The sequence below is a fragment of the Streptomyces sp. NPDC046859 genome (assembly GCF_040645135.1).
Taxonomy (GTDB): Bacteria; Actinomycetota; Actinomycetes; order Streptomycetales; family Streptomycetaceae; genus Streptomyces.
In genome coordinates this window covers 39,479-54,911 of sequence record NZ_JBEYXR010000003.1, presented here as the reverse complement: position 1 = coordinate 54,911, position 15,433 = coordinate 39,479, and the positions used below count along the sequence as shown (strand labels likewise).

At 72.3% G+C, this 15,433-nt stretch carries 15 protein-coding genes and 1 pseudogene; 11 read left to right on the top strand and 5 right to left on the bottom strand.

All coding sequences use genetic code 11. The annotated features are described in order from the left end of the window. Window positions 1-21 precede the first annotated feature (21 nt). The 3 genes and pseudogenes from ABZ899_RS04705 to ABZ899_RS04695 all read left to right on the top strand — a co-directional run. Window positions 22-834, top strand: coding sequence for a hypothetical protein (locus ABZ899_RS04705; RefSeq protein ID WP_361340690.1), 813 nt, complete (start codon window positions 22-24; stop codon window positions 832-834). After that, entirely contained in the window at window positions 831-1,883 is a 1,053-nt protein-coding gene (locus tag ABZ899_RS04700) for a hypothetical protein (protein WP_361340687.1), read from the top strand. Before ABZ899_RS04705 ends, ABZ899_RS04700 begins: the two co-directional genes overlap by 4 nt. A 65-nt stretch (window positions 1,884-1,948) precedes the next feature. Next, window positions 1,949-2,155 (top strand): annotated as a pseudogene (locus tag ABZ899_RS04695) (hypothetical protein); the annotation flags it as partial. A gap of 148 nt (window positions 2,156-2,303) precedes the next feature. Here the strand turns inward: ABZ899_RS04695 and ABZ899_RS04690 are convergent. Next, window positions 2,304-3,800 carry an oligopeptide:H+ symporter gene (locus ABZ899_RS04690; protein WP_361340684.1) on the bottom strand — a complete coding sequence of 499 codons (1,497 nt, stop codon included), beginning with the start codon at window positions 3,798-3,800 and terminating at the stop codon, window positions 2,304-2,306. Window positions 3,801-4,295: 495 nt separating this feature from the next. Here ABZ899_RS04690 and ABZ899_RS04685 point away from each other — a divergent pair, with 495 nt between their 5' ends. Together ABZ899_RS04685 and ABZ899_RS04680 are read left to right on the top strand one after the other, a co-directional pair. Then, complete coding sequence (locus ABZ899_RS04685; RefSeq protein ID WP_055624243.1) at window positions 4,296-4,973, top strand: response regulator transcription factor; 678 nt, start codon at window positions 4,296-4,298, stop codon at window positions 4,971-4,973. Between the two features lie 49 nt (window positions 4,974-5,022). Next, window positions 5,023-6,297 carry an ATP-binding protein gene (locus ABZ899_RS04680; protein ID WP_361340681.1) on the top strand — a complete coding sequence of 425 codons (1,275 nt, stop codon included), beginning with the start codon at window positions 5,023-5,025 and terminating at the stop codon, window positions 6,295-6,297. Between the two features lie 40 nt (window positions 6,298-6,337). Here ABZ899_RS04680 and ABZ899_RS04675 read toward each other — a convergent pair whose 3' ends face one another. Continuing rightward, the gene (locus ABZ899_RS04675) at window positions 6,338-6,889 is read right to left on the bottom strand and encodes a GtrA family protein (RefSeq protein ID WP_361340679.1); all 552 of its coding nucleotides are present in this window, start codon (window positions 6,887-6,889) and stop codon (window positions 6,338-6,340) included. Between the two features lie 151 nt (window positions 6,890-7,040). Between ABZ899_RS04675 and ABZ899_RS04670 the strand changes: the two genes are divergently transcribed. The 4 genes from ABZ899_RS04670 to ABZ899_RS04655 all read left to right on the top strand — a co-directional run bounded on the left by ABZ899_RS04670 (window position 7,041) and on the right by ABZ899_RS04655 (window position 11,142). Beyond that, a complete protein-coding gene (locus tag ABZ899_RS04670; RefSeq protein WP_361340676.1) occupies window positions 7,041-8,180 on the top strand; it encodes a 5-(carboxyamino)imidazole ribonucleotide synthase in 1,140 nt (379 codons plus the stop codon). Continuing rightward, complete coding sequence (purE, locus tag ABZ899_RS04665) at window positions 8,177-8,704, top strand: 5-(carboxyamino)imidazole ribonucleotide mutase (RefSeq protein WP_361340673.1); 528 nt, start codon at window positions 8,177-8,179, stop codon at window positions 8,702-8,704. Before ABZ899_RS04670 ends, purE begins: the two co-directional genes overlap by 4 nt. 5 nt (window positions 8,705-8,709) lie before the next feature. Continuing rightward, window positions 8,710-9,894 carry a dipeptidase gene (locus ABZ899_RS04660; protein ID WP_361340670.1) on the top strand — a complete coding sequence of 395 codons (1,185 nt, stop codon included), beginning with the start codon at window positions 8,710-8,712 and terminating at the stop codon, window positions 9,892-9,894. A 135-nt stretch (window positions 9,895-10,029) separates the two neighbouring features. Beyond that, window positions 10,030-11,142 carry a dipeptidase gene (locus tag ABZ899_RS04655; RefSeq protein ID WP_361340667.1) on the top strand — a complete coding sequence of 371 codons (1,113 nt, stop codon included), beginning with the start codon at window positions 10,030-10,032 and terminating at the stop codon, window positions 11,140-11,142. Window positions 11,143-11,154: 12 nt separating this feature from the next. Here ABZ899_RS04655 and ABZ899_RS04650 read toward each other — a convergent pair whose 3' ends face one another. Together ABZ899_RS04650 and ABZ899_RS04645 are read right to left on the bottom strand one after the other, a co-directional pair. Further along, on the bottom strand, window positions 11,155-11,541 hold the full coding sequence (locus ABZ899_RS04650; RefSeq protein ID WP_361340665.1) for a VOC family protein: 387 nt from the start codon (window positions 11,539-11,541) through the stop codon (window positions 11,155-11,157). Between the two features lie 14 nt (window positions 11,542-11,555). Continuing rightward, complete coding sequence (locus tag ABZ899_RS04645; RefSeq protein WP_361340663.1) at window positions 11,556-11,915, bottom strand: VOC family protein; 360 nt, start codon at window positions 11,913-11,915, stop codon at window positions 11,556-11,558. Window positions 11,916-12,040: 125 nt separating this feature from the next. On the opposite strand from ABZ899_RS04645, the gene ABZ899_RS04640 reads away from it, so the two are divergent. Continuing rightward, window positions 12,041-12,541: a CGNR zinc finger domain-containing protein gene (locus ABZ899_RS04640; protein WP_361340660.1), complete on the top strand. Its 501-nt coding sequence runs from the start codon at window positions 12,041-12,043 to the stop codon at window positions 12,539-12,541. Window positions 12,542-12,683: 142 nt separating this feature from the next. On the opposite strand, the gene ABZ899_RS04635 is transcribed toward ABZ899_RS04640, so the two are convergent. Beyond that, the gene (locus tag ABZ899_RS04635; protein ID WP_361340658.1) at window positions 12,684-14,027 is read right to left on the bottom strand and encodes a UDP-glucose/GDP-mannose dehydrogenase family protein; all 1,344 of its coding nucleotides are present in this window, start codon (window positions 14,025-14,027) and stop codon (window positions 12,684-12,686) included. A gap of 191 nt (window positions 14,028-14,218) precedes the next feature. Here ABZ899_RS04635 and ABZ899_RS04630 point away from each other — a divergent pair, with 191 nt between their 5' ends. Beyond that, the gene (locus ABZ899_RS04630; RefSeq protein WP_361340656.1) at window positions 14,219-15,376 is read left to right on the top strand and encodes an acyl-CoA dehydrogenase; all 1,158 of its coding nucleotides are present in this window, start codon (window positions 14,219-14,221) and stop codon (window positions 15,374-15,376) included. The last annotated feature ends 57 nt before the right edge of the window (window positions 15,377-15,433 follow it).

Below are 15,433 nucleotides of genomic sequence, written 5' to 3'. Positions count from 1 at the left end.
CCCGAGCCGCCGGAGCCACCGATGCCGTCAGCCGTCCGCGTCCTGTGCCTGTCCCCGCTCGCGCTGACGGCGGCCACCCCGCCGGCCGCCGCCGACGCGCCCTGGTCGGCCGCGCCCTCCGGCGGCGGACGTCCCTTCTTCCACGCCGAGGGCGCGCCCGGCACGGTCCTCGAGGACACAGTGTCCGTGGCCGACCCGGGCGGGCGGCCGCTCACCGTACGGCTGACCGGTGACGGCGTCCGGCTCGCCTTCGCCGAGCGGTCCGTCCGGATCCCGGCCCGCACCCGCGCCGACGTCCCGTTCACCGTGGCAGTCCCGGTCGCCGCCGCCCCCGGCGTCCGCTCCGGGGCGGTCGTCGCCCGGGACCAGGACGGCCACACCCGGACCGTCCCCCTCCGGCTGCGCGCGACCGGCCCTGAACCGACCGCGCTGACCGTCGAGCGGGTGGCCGTGGGCGCCGACGGCATCACGTACGAGCTGGTCAACCGGGGGACGGTGCCGCTCGCCCCGCGGCCGGCGATCCGGCCCGACGGGCTCTTCGGGCGCCTCCTCGACCGAGGCGCCCGGGCCCTCGGCGTCGATCTGCCGCCGGGCGGCCGTACACGGCGCACCGAGCCGTGGCCCGGGCGGCCCGCGCTCGACGCCGGCGACGTGCGCCTGACGGTGACGGCGGCGGGCGGGGCGGGCGACACCGCGGGGACGCCGGCCCGGTTCGTGCCCCGGGGCGCGGTGACGGGGACCGCGGGGGCGCCGGCGGCGGGGGCCGCCCTGATCGCCGTACGACGACGGCGCGGACCGGAAAGGCAGGCCGAGCCGAGGGGAGCGCGCACATGAACGGCGGGGCGCGACGGATGGTGCTGGTGGCGGTGCTCGCGCTGCTGCTGCCACCGGCGGCGGGAACGGCGTCGGCGGCGGACCGGCCCACGGTGCGGCTGTCCGCGTCCCAGGCGGGCACGGGCGGTTCGGTCACCGTCAGCGGCAGCGGCTGGCGGCCCCGCGCCCTGCTGATGCTCCTCGTGTGCGGTCAGGCCGTACCGACGACCGGGGTGCGCGGCACCGACTCCTGCGCCAACGCCGACGGCAGGGCCGTGACGACGGACGCCGAGGGGCGCTTCCGGCGGAAGCTGCCGGTGGCCGAGCCGCCGGTGCCGTGCCCCTGTGTGGTGCACGCGGCGACGGCGACCGGGCCGAGGGCCGAGGCCGACGCCGTCTTCCAGGTCGCCGGACACGCCGTGGAACCGCTGCCCGCCGAACCGCTGGGCGGACGCCTGTCGGTGCTCACGGACACCCGGCTGGACGGCTCGGACGGCCTGCTGACCTGGTTCGGCGCCCCGGCGGAGCGCACGCTCGTCCTCACCGTCGGCAACGTGGGCACCTCGCCGGTGCGCGACCCGGTCTTCCAGGTGGGGACCTCCCACGGGGTGTTCGCCCCGCGGTGGGAGGAGCAGCGGTGGCGCGGCACGGTCCGGCCCGGCGGGAAGGCCCGCATCGAGCTGCCGGTGGAGCTCGCCGCCGGGGCGCACGGCGCCTACACGGTGACCCTGAAGTACGGCGGCCGGGTGCTGGCCGAGCAGCCCTGGGACGTGGGCCGCCCGTGGGGCGTGACGCTGTTCTGGATCCTGGCGGCGGTCGTCGTGCCGGCCGCGGTGTTCCGCGCCGGGATGGCGCTCGTCGACCGGGTCCGGCCGCGGCGGACCGCCCCCAGGCCCCGGACACGTCTGCCCGGACCGGCCCCGCGTCTCGTCGGCCTGAGGCCGCGTGAGCGGGCACGGCACTCCTCGCGCCCGTCCCCGGCCCTGCCGTGGTTCGCCCCGGACCGCGACCCCGGCGCATCGCGTGACGACAGCCCCACGAGTCCTGCGACCCGGAAGGGACCCCCGTGAGCGAGCCGAGGAGAGCCACATCCCCCAGGGCCCGCAGAGCGGGCGCGGCGGGCGCCGGCCTGCCGCTGGGCGTGTCCGCCGCCCCGGCGCAGGCGGCCGAGGTGTCGTACGCGACCGAGTGCGTACCGCCTCCGGTCTCGGGGCTGCCGCCGGTCCAGGGCACCACGACCGTGGCGGTCGGCGCGCCCGCGCGGGCCAGGACCGGCGACGAGGTCGAGACCGTCTGGACGTTCGTCCAGGCGGCGTCGGAGAATCCGGACATCCTCGACCTGGGCGGTGGGGGGAACGATCCTGCTGCTGGGGGGCGCGGTGTTCACCTTCCTTCCGGGGCGTCCGCGCTGACCACGGCGTCCGGGAACGCCGGAGGGCCACCGCGCGCGTGGCGTGCGGTGGCCCTCCGGGCGGACTCGGGGACGGACGTCAGTTGACGCTGCCCATGAGCTCCTTGACCTTCTTGCGGTACATCCAGACCGCGAACCCGGCGATCACGGCGAGCGTGGCCTCCAGGGCGACGATGCCCGTCTTGTTCAGGTCGACGCCCGCGATGGAGAGCAGACCGGTGGTGGCGTCACCGGCGGTGACGGCCAGGAACCAGACACCCATCATCTGGGAGGCGTACTTGGCCGGGGCCATCTTCGTGGTGACCGACAGGCCGACCGGGGACACCATCAGCTCACCGACGGTCTGCACGAAGTAGATCGCCGCCAGCCACAGCGCGGCCGCCTTGTGGCCGCCGTCGGCGATCGACAGCGGGGCCAGGAAGAGGAAGAAGGACGCGCCGACCAGGATCAGGCCCAGGGCGAACTTCGACGCGGTGCTCGGCTCCTTGCCCCGCTTGGCCAGTGCGATCCACGCCCAGGCGAAGACCGGGGCCAGCGCCATGATCATGACCGGGTTGACCGACTGGTACCAGGAGACCGGGAAGCCCCAGCCGAAGACCGAGTTGTCGGCCGAGGACTCGGCGAACAGGGAGAGCGTCGAGCCACCCTGGTCGTAGATCATCCAGAACACGGCGGCGGCGACGAAGAACCAGATGTACGCGGTCAGCTTGGACTGCTCGCCGCGGTCGAGCTGCTTGTCGCGCTTCATCCGGCCGATGACCATGACGGGGATGATCAGACCGGCGAGGGTGATCGGGACCAGCAGCCAGTTCAGCGTGTAGACGCCGGAGAAGCCGACGATCGCGTAGAAGACCAGGGCCACGGCGGCCCAGAAGCCGGCCTTGCGCAAGGTCGCGGCCTTCTGCTCGGCGGTCAGCGGCGTGGGGACGATGTCCGACCGGGAGTTCAGGTGGCGGCTGCCCAGCAGGAACTGGGCCAGACCCAGCGCCATGCCCAGCGCGGCGAGCGCGAAGCCCAGGTGCCAGTTGACGCTCTCACCGACGGTGCCGATGACCAGCGGGGCGGCGAAGGCGCCCAGGTTGATCCCGATGTAGAAGATCGTGAAGCCACCGTCGCGGCGCGGGTCCTCCGGGCCGTTGTAGAGGTGGCCGACCATCGTCGAGATGTTGGCCTTGAGCAGGCCGGATCCGATCGCCACCAGGCCGAGGCCGGCGAAGAAGCTGCCGGACCAGGGGAGGGCGAGCGTCAGGTGGCCGAGCATGATCACGGCACCGGCCACGGCCACCGTCTTGCGCGGGCCGAGCACGCGGTCGGCGAACCAGCCGCCCGGCAGGGCGAGCAGGTAGACGAGCGAGAGGTAGACCGAGTAGATCGCCGTGGCCGTGGTGGCACTGAGGCCCAGGCCGGCCGGAGCGACGAGGTACAGCGGGAGCAGAGCCCTCATGCCGTAGTAGGAGAAGCGCTCCCACATCTCGGTCATGAAGAGGGTGGCCAGTCCGCGGGGGTGGCCGAAGAAGGTGCGATCGGAACCGGGCATTCCGGTGGGGGCCGAGTCCTTCGTCAGGCTGGACGCCATGGTCGTTCCTTGCTGTCGGGACGCGTGTCGAATGGAGCGGTCACGCGCCCGGTGGGGGGCGGCCGGCACCGGCGGACGAAACCGTCGTCCCCACGTCCTCGGGGAGTCCGTCCGGATGAGGGACGGAAGACGGCGACCGCCGGGATCCACGCCCCCGCCATCGGAGGCCCGGCCACAGGTCATTGCCGTTCCGGGGCCAGGAGCGACCCCTACGCAAGAAGAGACCCCCGGCGTCAAGTGGCCGGAGGTCCCCGCAGTGCTACAGGCGTAGATTCACCATACGTCAGGACACCGCCCCATATGGAAGGTCTTGAGACGCGAATCACAGGTTTTGACGCAACCGCGCACACCCATTCGAAGGCCCCTCCAGGGTCGCACCTTCCGCGCATGGTCTGTACCAGACCCGGAGGAAGGTAAGAAGGACGACGGAGAACGGTAAGAAGCAACGGGTTGATCCCGCCCCGGCGCCCGACGCGCGCGGACTACCATCAGCTCATGACCCGAGTACTGCTCGCCGAGGACGACGCGTCCATTTCGGAGCCGCTGGCCCGCGCACTGCGCCGGGAAGGGTACGAGGTCGAGGTCCGCGAGGACGGGCCCACCGCCCTCGACGCCGGGATGCAGGGCGGCATCGACCTCGTCGTGCTGGACCTCGGGCTGCCCGGCATGGACGGGCTCGAGGTGGCCCGCCGGCTGCGGGCCGACGGTCACGCCGTGCCCATCCTGATCCTGACCGCGCGCGCCGACGAGGTCGACACCGTCGTGGGGCTGGACGCGGGCGCCGACGACTACGTCACCAAGCCGTTCCGGCTCGCCGAGCTGCTCGCGCGCGTCCGGGCCCTGCTGCGGCGCGGCTCCGCCGAACCCCAGCAGCCGCCCGCCACGCACGGCGTGCGGATCGACGTCGAGTCGCACCGGGCGTGGATGGGCGACGAGGAACTCCAGCTCACCGCCAAGGAGTTCGACCTGCTGCGGGTGCTGGTGCGCGACGCGGGCCGGGTGGTCACCCGCGACCAGCTCATGCGCGAGGTCTGGGACACCACCTGGTGGTCCTCCACCAAGACCCTGGACATGCACATCTCCTGGCTGCGTAAGAAGTTGGGCGACGACGCGGCGAACCCCCGCTACATCGCGACGGTGCGGGGCGTGGGTTTCCGCTTCGAGAAGAGCTGAGCCGCGGGCCCCGTACCGGTTCCCGAGCCCGACAGGTGAGTAACACGCCATGCGCCGCCGACTGATCCAGTCCACCCTCGCCGTCGTCCTCGTCGTGATCGCCGTGTTCGGGGTGTCCCTGGTGATCGTCGAGACCCGGACGATCACCAACACCGCGCAGGAGCGGGTGGACACCGAGGCGGTGCGGCTGGCCAGCATCGTCGACAGCCGGCTGCTGGGCGACGAGACCGTCGACGCCGCCGTGCTGCGCGATCAGATCCAGGGCGACCGCTACGCCGAGATCCGCATTCCCGGCAAGCCCGTGATCGAGGTCGGCGACCGGCCCGGCGGGGACGTCATCAGCGCCCGCGAGCGGGGCGAGGAGGGCGAGACGGTCACCGTCCAGGAGCCGCGCTCCTCCGTGACCCGCGAGGTCGGCCGGACCCTGCTGATCATCGCCGCGGTGGCCCTGCTCGCGGTGATCGCGGCCGTCCTGCTCGCGGTGCGCCAGGCCAACCGGCTGGCCTCACCGCTCACCGACCTCGCCGAGACGGCGGAACGGCTCGGCTCGGGCGACCCCCGCCCCCGCCACAAGCGCTACGGCGTGCCGGAGCTGGACCGGGTCGCCGACGTACTGGACTCCTCCGCCGAGCGCATCGCGCGGATGCTGACGGCGGAGCGGCGCCTGGCCGCCGACGCCTCGCACCAGCTGCGCACCCCGCTGACCGCGCTGTCCATGCGGCTGGAGGAGATCACCCTCACCGACGACCCCGACACGGTGAAGGACGAGGCGACCATCGCGCTGACGCAGGTGGAGCGGCTGACGGACGTCGTGGAGCGGCTGCTGACCAACTCGCGGGATCCCCGCAGCGGCTCCGCGGTCACCTTCGACCTCGACGAGGTGATCCAGCAGCAGCTCGCGGAGTGGCGCCCGGCGTACCGCAGCGCGGGCCGGGCCATCGTCAGCTCGGGCAAACGGCACCTGACGGCGGTCGGCACCCCGGGCGCGGTCGCGCAGGTGCTGGCCGCCCTGATCGAGAACTCGCTCATGCACGGCGGGGGCACGGTGGCGCTGCGCACCCGCGTCACCGGCAACCAGGCGGTCATCGAGGTCACGGACGAGGGGCCCGGCATCCCGGCCGACCTGGGAGCCCGCATCTTCGAGCGCGCCATCAGCGGCCGCAACTCCACCGGGATCGGCCTGGCGGTCGCCCGCGACCTCGCCGAGGCGGACGGGGGCCGGCTGGAGATGCTGCAGACGAACCCGCCGGTCTTCGCCCTGTTCCTGTCCCGCACGGCCCCGCCGAAGAAGTCGTCCGGGGACACGGAGCCCACGGTCCGCTAGGGCGTGTTTCGCGAGGTGCCCCGGAGGGTCCGGCGAGCGGTCAGCCCACCCGCTGGCGGGTGGCCTTGTCCGAGCCGCGGCGCGACTCCAGGAACGATTCCCCACCGGCCACCGGGTCCTTCTGCACCGGCAGCGCACGGAACACCCACGTGCGGTAGGACCAGAAGCGGAACAGCGTGGCGACGCCGATGCCGAGGAACTTGAAGATGTTGCTCTGCAGCGGGCTGTCCCAGCCGAACCCGTAGGTCGCCGTGTAGAGCACCCCGTTCTCGATGACCAGGCCCGCCGCACTGAACAGCAGGAACAGGGTCATCTCCTTGGTGCGCCGGCCCTTGTCGCGGTCGCGGTAGGTGAAGTAGCGGAAGCCGAGGTAGTTGAAGATGATCGCGACGACGGTCGCGATGACGCTCGCCCGCACCACCTGCAGGTCGGTCACCTGCCGTACGAGGTTGAACACGAGCAGGTTGACCAGCAGCCCCACCCCGCCCACCGCACCGAACTTGGCGACCTCGCGGACCAGCCGGTCCAGGCGCCGCCGCACCGTACCGCGCGCAGCGGGCGCCTCCTGAAGCCCCGAGGAACCACGTTCCATGGTCGTGAAGGCTCCTGTCGGTCGGTGGTCGTCAACTCCGCCATGCTAACCAGCCCCCTCGGTGATCGCCCGCGTGTGGTGTCCCGGGTCGGGAAGAGCCCTGGAAAAGTCCGGTAAGAGGGGTGCCCGGCGGGGCCGATACCCTAGAGGCGTGACGTTCCCGGTAGTCGGCATGGTCGGCGGGGGTCAGCTCGCTCGTATGACACACGAGGCGGGCATCCCGCTCGGCATCAGGTTCAAGCTCCTCAGTGACACTCCTCAGGATTCCGCGGCGCAGGTCGTCGGTGATGTCGTCGTAGGCGACTACCGCGACCTCGACACGCTGCGCGCGTTCGCGCAAGGGTGCGATGTGATCACCTTCGATCACGAACATGTACCCACCGAGCACCTCAGGGCCCTGGAGGCGGACGGCATCCCCGTGCGCCCCGGCCCCGACGCGCTGGTGCACGCCCAGGACAAGGGCGTGATGCGGAAGAGGCTCGATGCGATCGGGGTGCCCTGCCCCCGGCACCGCATCGTGAGCGACCCGCGGGACGTCGCCGCGTTCGCCGCCGAGGGGGACGGCTTCCCGGTCGTCCTGAAGACGGTCCGCGGCGGCTACGACGGCAAGGGCGTCTGGGTCGTCGACTCCGTCGAGGAGGCCGCCGAGCCGTTCCGTGCCGGCGTCCCGGTCCTCGCCGAGGAGAAGGTCGACTACGTCCGCGAGCTCGCCGCCAACGTCGTGCGCTCCCCGCACGGCCAGGCCGTCGCCTACCCGGTCGTCGAGTCCCGGCAGGTGAACGGCGTCTGCGACACCGTCATCGCCCCGGCCCCCGATCTGGACGAGACCCTCGCCCTGCAGGCCGAGGAGATGGCGCTGCGGATCGCGAAGGAACTCGGCGTCGTCGGCCACCTCGCCGTCGAGCTGTTCCAGACCCGCGACGGCCGCATCCTCGTCAACGAACTCGCGATGCGCCCGCACAACTCCGGCCACTGGAGCCAGGACGGCGCGATCACCAGCCAGTTCGCCAACCACGTCCGGGCCGTCCTCGACCTCCCCCTCGGCGACCCGCGCCCCCGCGCCACGTGGACCGTCATGGTCAACGTCCTCGGCGGCGACTACCCGGACATGTACTCCGCGTACCTGCACTGCATGGCCCGCGACCCCCAGCTCAAGATCCACATGTACGGCAAGGACGTGAAGCCCGGCCGCAAGGTCGGTCATGTGAACACCTACGGCGACGACCTCGACGACGTGCTGGAACGCGCCCGTCACGCTGCCGGCTACCTGAGAGGCACGATCACCGAATGAGCCCCGTTGTTGGCATCGTCATGGGGTCGGACAGCGACTGGCCCGTCATGGAGGCCGCCGCCAAGGCCCTCGACGAGTTCGAGATCGCCTACGAGGTCGACGTCGTCTCCGCGCACCGCATGCCCCGCGAGATGATCACCTACGGCGAGCACGCGGCCGAGCGCGGACTGAAGGTGATCATCGCCGGCGCCGGCGGCGCCGCCCACCTGCCGGGCATGCTCGCCTCCGTCACCCCGCTGCCCGTCATCGGCGTCCCCGTCCCGCTGAAGTACCTCGACGGCATGGACTCCCTGCTGTCCATCGTGCAGATGCCGGCCGGCGTGCCCGTCGCCACCGTCTCCGTCGCCGGTGCCCGCAACGCCGGCTTGCTCGCCGCCCGGATCCTCGCCGCGCACGACGAGGAGCTGCTGCAGCGGATGAGCGAGTTCCAGCAGGAGCTGAACGACCAGGCGACCGAGAAGGGCAAGCGGCTGCGGGCCAAGGTCGAGGGCGCCGCCGGCTTCGGCTTCGGCGCCGGGAAGTGACGCCGGTGACCTCCCTGGAGGCCGCCCGGGACCTGCTGCGCGAGTTCCCGGTCGTCGACGGCCACAACGACCTGCCCTGGGCGCTGCGCGAACAGGTGCGCTACGACATAGCGGCCCGCGACATCGCCGCCGACCAGAGCGCCCACCTGCACACCGACATACCGCGCCTGCGCGCCGGGGGTGTGGGCGCCCAGTTCTGGTCGGTGTACGTCCGCTCGGACTACGCCGGCGACCAGGCGGTCAGCGCCACCCTGGAACAGATCGACTGCGTACGGCAGCTGCTGGCGCGCTACCCGGCCGACCTGCGCCCGGCGCTGACGGCCGCCGACATGGAGGCGGCCCGCGCCGAGGGCCGTATCGCCTCCCTGATGGGCGCCGAGGGCGGCCACTCGATCGCGGAGTCCCTGGCGACGCTGCGGGCGCTGTACGCGCTCGGCGTCCGTTATATGACGCTCACGCACAACGACAACATCGCGTGGGCCGACTCGGCGACCGACGAGCCCGGCGTGGGCGGCCTGTCCGCCTTCGGGCGCGAGGTCGTGCGGGAGATGAACCGCGAGGGCATGCTGGTGGACCTCTCGCACGTGGCGGCCACGACGATGCGCGACGCGCTCGACACCACCGCCGCCCCGGTGATCTTCTCCCACTCCTCGTCCCGCGCGGTCTGCGACCACCCGCGCAACATCCCCGACGACGTGCTGGAACGCCTCCCCGCCAACGGCGGCGTCGCGATGGTCACGTTCGTGCCGAAGTTCGTCCTCCAGGCGGCCGTCGACTGGACCGCCGCGGCCGACGAGAACATGCGGGCCCACGGCTTCCACCACCTCGACACCACCGCCGAGGCGATGAAGGTGCACCGCGCCTTCGAGGACGGCAACCCGCGTCCGGTCGCCACCGTGGCCACGGTCGCCGACCACCTCGACCACATGCGCGAGGTCGCCGGGATCGACCACCTCGGCATCGGCGGCGACTACGACGGCACCGCGTTCACGCCCGACGGCCTGAACGACGTCACCGGCTACCCGAACCTGATCGCCGAACTGCTGGACCGCGGCTGGTCGAGGACCGACCTGGCCAAGCTGACCTGGCGCAACGCCGTCCGGGTGCTCGGCGCGGCCGAGGACGTCGCCCGGGACCTCCAGGCCACCCGCGGACCGTCCAACGCCACCCTCGCGGAGCTGGACGCCTGACCAGCGGGGGTGGGCTGGGCCGGCCGCGCCGCGCCTACCCCCGAACGCCCTACTCACCGAGAAGCCCCCGCGCCCACGTGCGACGGTGAACCGTACGACCGCTGATCAGGACGCCGATCCCGTACGGAGACCGTCATGGCAGAGCTCAAGTACGACGCCGGGGCCGAGGCCGGCGCGACGGACGATCTGCCCGCACCGCTCATCGAGGAACACCCAGGACCGGTCCTGGACCCCGCAGCGGCCGACCTGCTCACGCGCGCCCGCGCCCTGCTCGACGCCCACCCCGTCGCCGACGGATACAGCGGCCTGCCCCGGGCGCTTCGCCGGCTGTCCTGGTTCGACCTGGAACTCGGCGAGAGCGCCGTCGACACCGATGTGCCGCGTCTGCGCGAGGGCCGCGTCGGCGCGCTGTTCTGGGCGCTGCACCTGGCGGACGGCCTGAGCGGCGACCGGGCCGTCGGCGCCGCCCTGGAGCAGCTCGACCTCGTCAAGACCGTCGTCCGCGCCCACCCGGACGGCCTGCGCCTGGCCTGCGCCCCCGGCCCGGTCACCGACGTCCGGCACAGCGGCCGTACCGCCGTCCTGCCCGGACCCGCCGGGGCCGTCGCCCTCGGCGACTCCCTCGGCATCCTGCGCTCCCTGCACGGCCTCGGGCTGCGCGCTCTGACGCTCACCGGGGTCTCCTGGGCCGGCGAGGCGGGGCTCAGCCGGTTCGGCGAGGAGGTCCTGCGCGAGATGAACCGGCTCGGCGTGCTGGCCGACCTCTCCGGCGCCGGCCCCGACACCGTCCGCCGGGCCTGCGCGGTCTCCAAGGCGCCCGTGCTCTGCACGCGTTCCGCGGCCCGTGCCCTGCGCCCGCACGCGGCCAACCTCCCCGACGACCTGCTGGCCGCGCTCGGCGCCGCCAAGGGGCTGTGCATGGTGCCGCTCGCCGCCGAGCAGACCGGCCCGTCCGTCCGGGACGTCGCCGACCACCTCGACCATGTGCGGGCGCTGGCAGGGGCGGACTGCGTCGGCCTGTCCGGCACCTTCGACACGGGCACCGCCCACCCCCAGGACCTGGCCGATGTCTCCGGCTACCCGCGGCTCGTCGCCGAGCTGCTGCGCCGCGACTGGTCCGAGACCGACATCGCCCTGCTGACCTGGGGGAACGTCCAACGGGTACTGCGCGAGGCCGACTTCGCCGCCCGCGAGGCACAGCGCCGCAGGGAACCCTCGACGGCCACGATCACCGACCTGGACGGCTGACCGCCGCCCGGCTCATCCCTCGTCGATCCGGCACAGGCAGAACGGATGGCCCACCGGGTCGGCGTAGACCCGGAAGCCCTCCTCGTCCTGGGCCTGGAGCAGCCGCGCGCCCAGCTTCAGCACCTTCTCCTGCGCCACGTCGACCTCCTCCCAGGTGGACCCGGCGTCGAAGTCGAGGTGGAACTGCTGGGAGTCGTGGTCCGCCCGCGGCCAGTCCGGCGGGGTGTACCCGGGCGCCCGCTGGAAGGCCAGCCGCGGCCCGTCCGGGAGCCGCAGCACGACCCAGTCCGGGTCCTCGTCCTCGGGGGTGCCGCCGCCGACGCCCGCGTAGAAGCGGGCCAGGGCGCGCGGATCGGGGCAGTCGACGACGACGGAACGCAGACGCGCCGCGGGTGCCATGGAGTCCTCCTCGTCTAGCCGGCACAGAGGCAGAACGGGTGCCCCGCCGGGTCCGCGTAAACCCGGAAGGTCCGCTCGCGGTCGTCGGTCTCCAGCGGCCGCGCGCCCAGCTCCAGCACCGCCTTCTCGGCCGTGTCCAAGTCCTCGACGGTCAGGTCCAGATGGAACTGCTGCGAGTGCTCCGGCGAGGGCCACCGCGGCGGCACGTAGCCGGGCGCGGCCTGGAAGGCCAGCGTCGGCCCACCGGGCACCTTCACGTCCACCCAGTCGCCCTCGTCCACGATCGTGCCGTCCAGCACCCTGGCGTAGAACTCCGCGAGCGCGCGCGGGTCGGGACAGTCCAGGACGACGGAGCCCACTTCGGCGATGGCCATGACTTCCTCCTCGAAGCCTCGGGGTTACCGGCAGACCAGGTCAACCGGTAACGGCGTTACCTCATGCTCCCGTACAGGAGGTAACGTCGCAAGGGGATGGACGAGAAGCGGAGACAGCGGCAGCCATGAGTGACAGATCGCCCGCGCCCGGTGCCCTGGAACTGGTCCAGGCCCTGGTGAACACGGTGGACCTGGAGTCCGGCGCCGACGCGCTCGACACGGCCGAGGGCAGGGCGCGCTTCGGGCTGGGCGAGCCGGACCTGCCCGCCGCGCGCGAGCTGCGGGAGTCCCTGCGCGTGACCCTCCTGGCCCACGCCGGCCACCCGCCGCACCGCACGGTCACCCCGCTCGGCGACCTGCTCGCCGCCGCCCCCCTCGTCGTGGCCGTCGAGCCCGCCGACGGCTCGGCGGCTCTCACCCCCGCCGGCACCGCCCCCCTGCTCTCCCGGGTCGCCGCCGCCGTCGCGCAAGGCCTCGTCGACGGCACCTGGATGCGCCTCAAGGCGTGCGAGGCGGCCGACTGCCACTGGGCGTACTACGACCGCAGTCCGGCCGGCCGCGGCCGCTGGTGCTCGATGCAGGTGTGCGGAGCACGCGCCAAGATGCGCCGGTACCGGGCGAGATGAGCCACCGGACGCACCTTTTGGAAAGGTTGTTGAAGATTCATTCGGCAATGCGCGGTGGTGTGCGGCAGAATGCGAAGGACGCCGTTTCGGCCGACTGAGCCTCGGCCGAAACGGCGTCCTGCGTACAGCGCTGGAAAGGTGGCTAGGCCGTGGGCCGGCCCATCGCCCGGTACGTCCAGCCCGCATCCCGCCACAACTCCGGGTCCAGGGCGTTGCGGCCGTCCAGGATCAGACGCACCGCCGCCACCTCGCCCAGCTCCCGCGGGTCCAGCTCACGGAACTCCCGCCACTCCGTCAGATGCAGCACCACGTCCGCACCCCGCACCGCCTCGGTCGCGCTGTCCGCGTACCCGAGCGTCGGGAACAGCCGCCGGGCGTTCGCCATGCCCTTCGGGTCGTACACCGTCACCTGGCCGCCCTGCAGATGGATCTGCCCGGCGACGTTCAGCGCCGGCGAGTCCCGCACGTCGTCCGAGTCCGGCTTGAACGTGGCACCCAGCACGGCCACCCGCTTGCCCAGGAACGGCCCACCGCCCAGCGCCTGACGCGCCAGCTCCACCATCTGACCGCGCTGCCGCATGTTGATCGAGTCGATCTCGCGCAGGAACGTCAGCGCCTGGTCCGCGCCCAGTTCGCCCGCGCGGGCCATGAACGCCCGGATGTCCTTCGGCAGACAGCCGCCCCCGAACCCGATGCCCGCCCGCAGGAACTTCCGGCCGATCCGGTCGTCGTGCCCGATGGCCTCCGCCAGCTTCGCGACATCGCCGCCGGCCGCCTCGCACACCTCCGCCATCGCGTTGATGAAGGAGATCTTCGTGGCGAGGAAGGAGTTCGCCGAGGTCTTCACCAGCTCCGCCGTCGGGAAGTCCGTGACCACGAAGGGGGAGCCGTCCGCGATCGGCGTCGCGTACACCTCGCGCAGCAGCTTCTCCGCCCGCTCGCTGCGCACCCCCACCACGACCCGGTCCGGGTGCAGGGTGTCCTGCACGGCGAAGCCCTCCCGCAGGAACTCCGGGTTCCAGGCCAGCTCCACCTCGCCCCCGCCGGGCGCCAGCTCCTGCAGCCGCGCCGCCAGCCGGTCCGCGCTGCCCACCGGCACCGTCGACTTGCCCACGACCAGGCACGGCCTGCTCAGATGCTTGGCGAGCGACTCGACCGCCGCGTCGACGTACGACATGTCGCAGGCGTACTCACCGTGCTTCTGGGGCGTGTTCACGCAGACGAAGTGCACATCGCCGAACTCGGCGACCTCCGCCCAGTCCATCGTGAACCGCAGCCGCCCCGTCGAACCCTCGATCCCCGCGACGTGCTTGCGCAGCAGGTCCTCCAGGCCCGGCTCGAACATCGGCACCTCGCCGCGCCCCAGCATCTCGACCTTCTCCGGCACCACGTCCAGGCCCAGCACCTCGAACCCGAGCTCGGCCATGGCCGCGGCGTGTGTGGCGCCGAGATAGCCGGTGCCGATCACGGTGATCTTGAGGGCCATGGGAGGACTCCAGGAGTGAGGACGGGCGATGCGCGCTTGAGCATAGTCAACGGGCCCGGCGGGCAGTTTCCCCGCTGTCGCCAACCTCACGTATCAGTCCCGTGGGGCGGCCTCTAAAATTTGAGTTACTTAACGGTAATTAGCGTCGGCATCACCCTTGCCACACGAGCGTCCCTGGAGCGTGAGAGACCTTGGCCGGATCGGCTGACTTCGACCTGTACCGCCCGACCGAGGAGCACGACATGCTCCGCGACGCGATCCGCTCGCTGGCCGAGGCGAAGATCGCGCCGCACGCCACGGCGGTGGACGAGGAGGCGCGCTTCCCGCAGGAGGCACACGACGCCCTCGTGGGCAACGACCTGCACGCCGTGCACGTCCCCGAGGAGTACGGCGGCGCGGGCGCCGACGCCCTCGCCACGGTCATCGTGATCGAGGAGGTGGCCCGCGTCTGCGCGTCCTCCTCCCTCATCCCCGCCGTGAACAAGCTCGGTTCCCTGCCGGTCATCCTCTCCGGCTCCGAGGAGCTGAAGAAGAAGTACATGACCCCGCTCGCCAAGGGCGACGGCATGTTCTCCTACTGCCTCTCCGAGCCCGACGCGGGCTCCGACGCGGCCGGCATGAAGACCAAGGCCGTCCGCGACGGCGACCACTGGATACTCAACGGCGTCAAGCGCTGGATCACCAACGCCGGTGTCTCCGAGTTCTACACCGTCATGGCGGTCACCGACCCGACCAAGCGCTCCAAGGGCATCAGCGCCTTCGTCGTCGAGAAGTCCGACGAGGGCGTCTCCTTCGGCGCCCCCGAGAAGAAGCTCGGCATCAAGGGCTCCCCGACCCGCGAGGTCTACCTCGACAACGTCCGCGTCCCCGCCGACCGCATGATCGGCGAGGAGGGCACCGGCTTCGCCACCGCGATGAAGACGCTGGACCACACCCGCATCACCATCGCCGCCCAGGCCCTCGGCATCGCCCAGGGCGCCCTCGACTACGCCAAGGGCTACGTCCAGGAGCGCAAGCAGTTCGGCAAGGCCATCGCCGACTTCCAGGGCATCCAGTTCATGCTCGCCGACATGGCCATGAAGATCTCGGCCGCCCGCGCCCTGACCTACCAGGCCGCCGCCGCCTCCGAGCGCGGCGACGCCGACCTCACCTACCTCGGCGCCGCGGCCAAGTGCTTCGCCTCCGACGTCGCCATGGAGGTCACCACCGACGCCGTCCAACTCCTCGGCGGCTACGGCTACACCCGCGACTACCCGGTGGAGCGCATGATGCGCGACGCCAAGATCACCCAGATCTACGAGGGCACGAACCAGGTCCAGCGGATCGTGATGGCGCGCAACCTGCCGTGACCCGACGGGACTTGACGAGCAAGGGCGTCCGGGTGCTTCCGGGCGCCCTTCACTCGT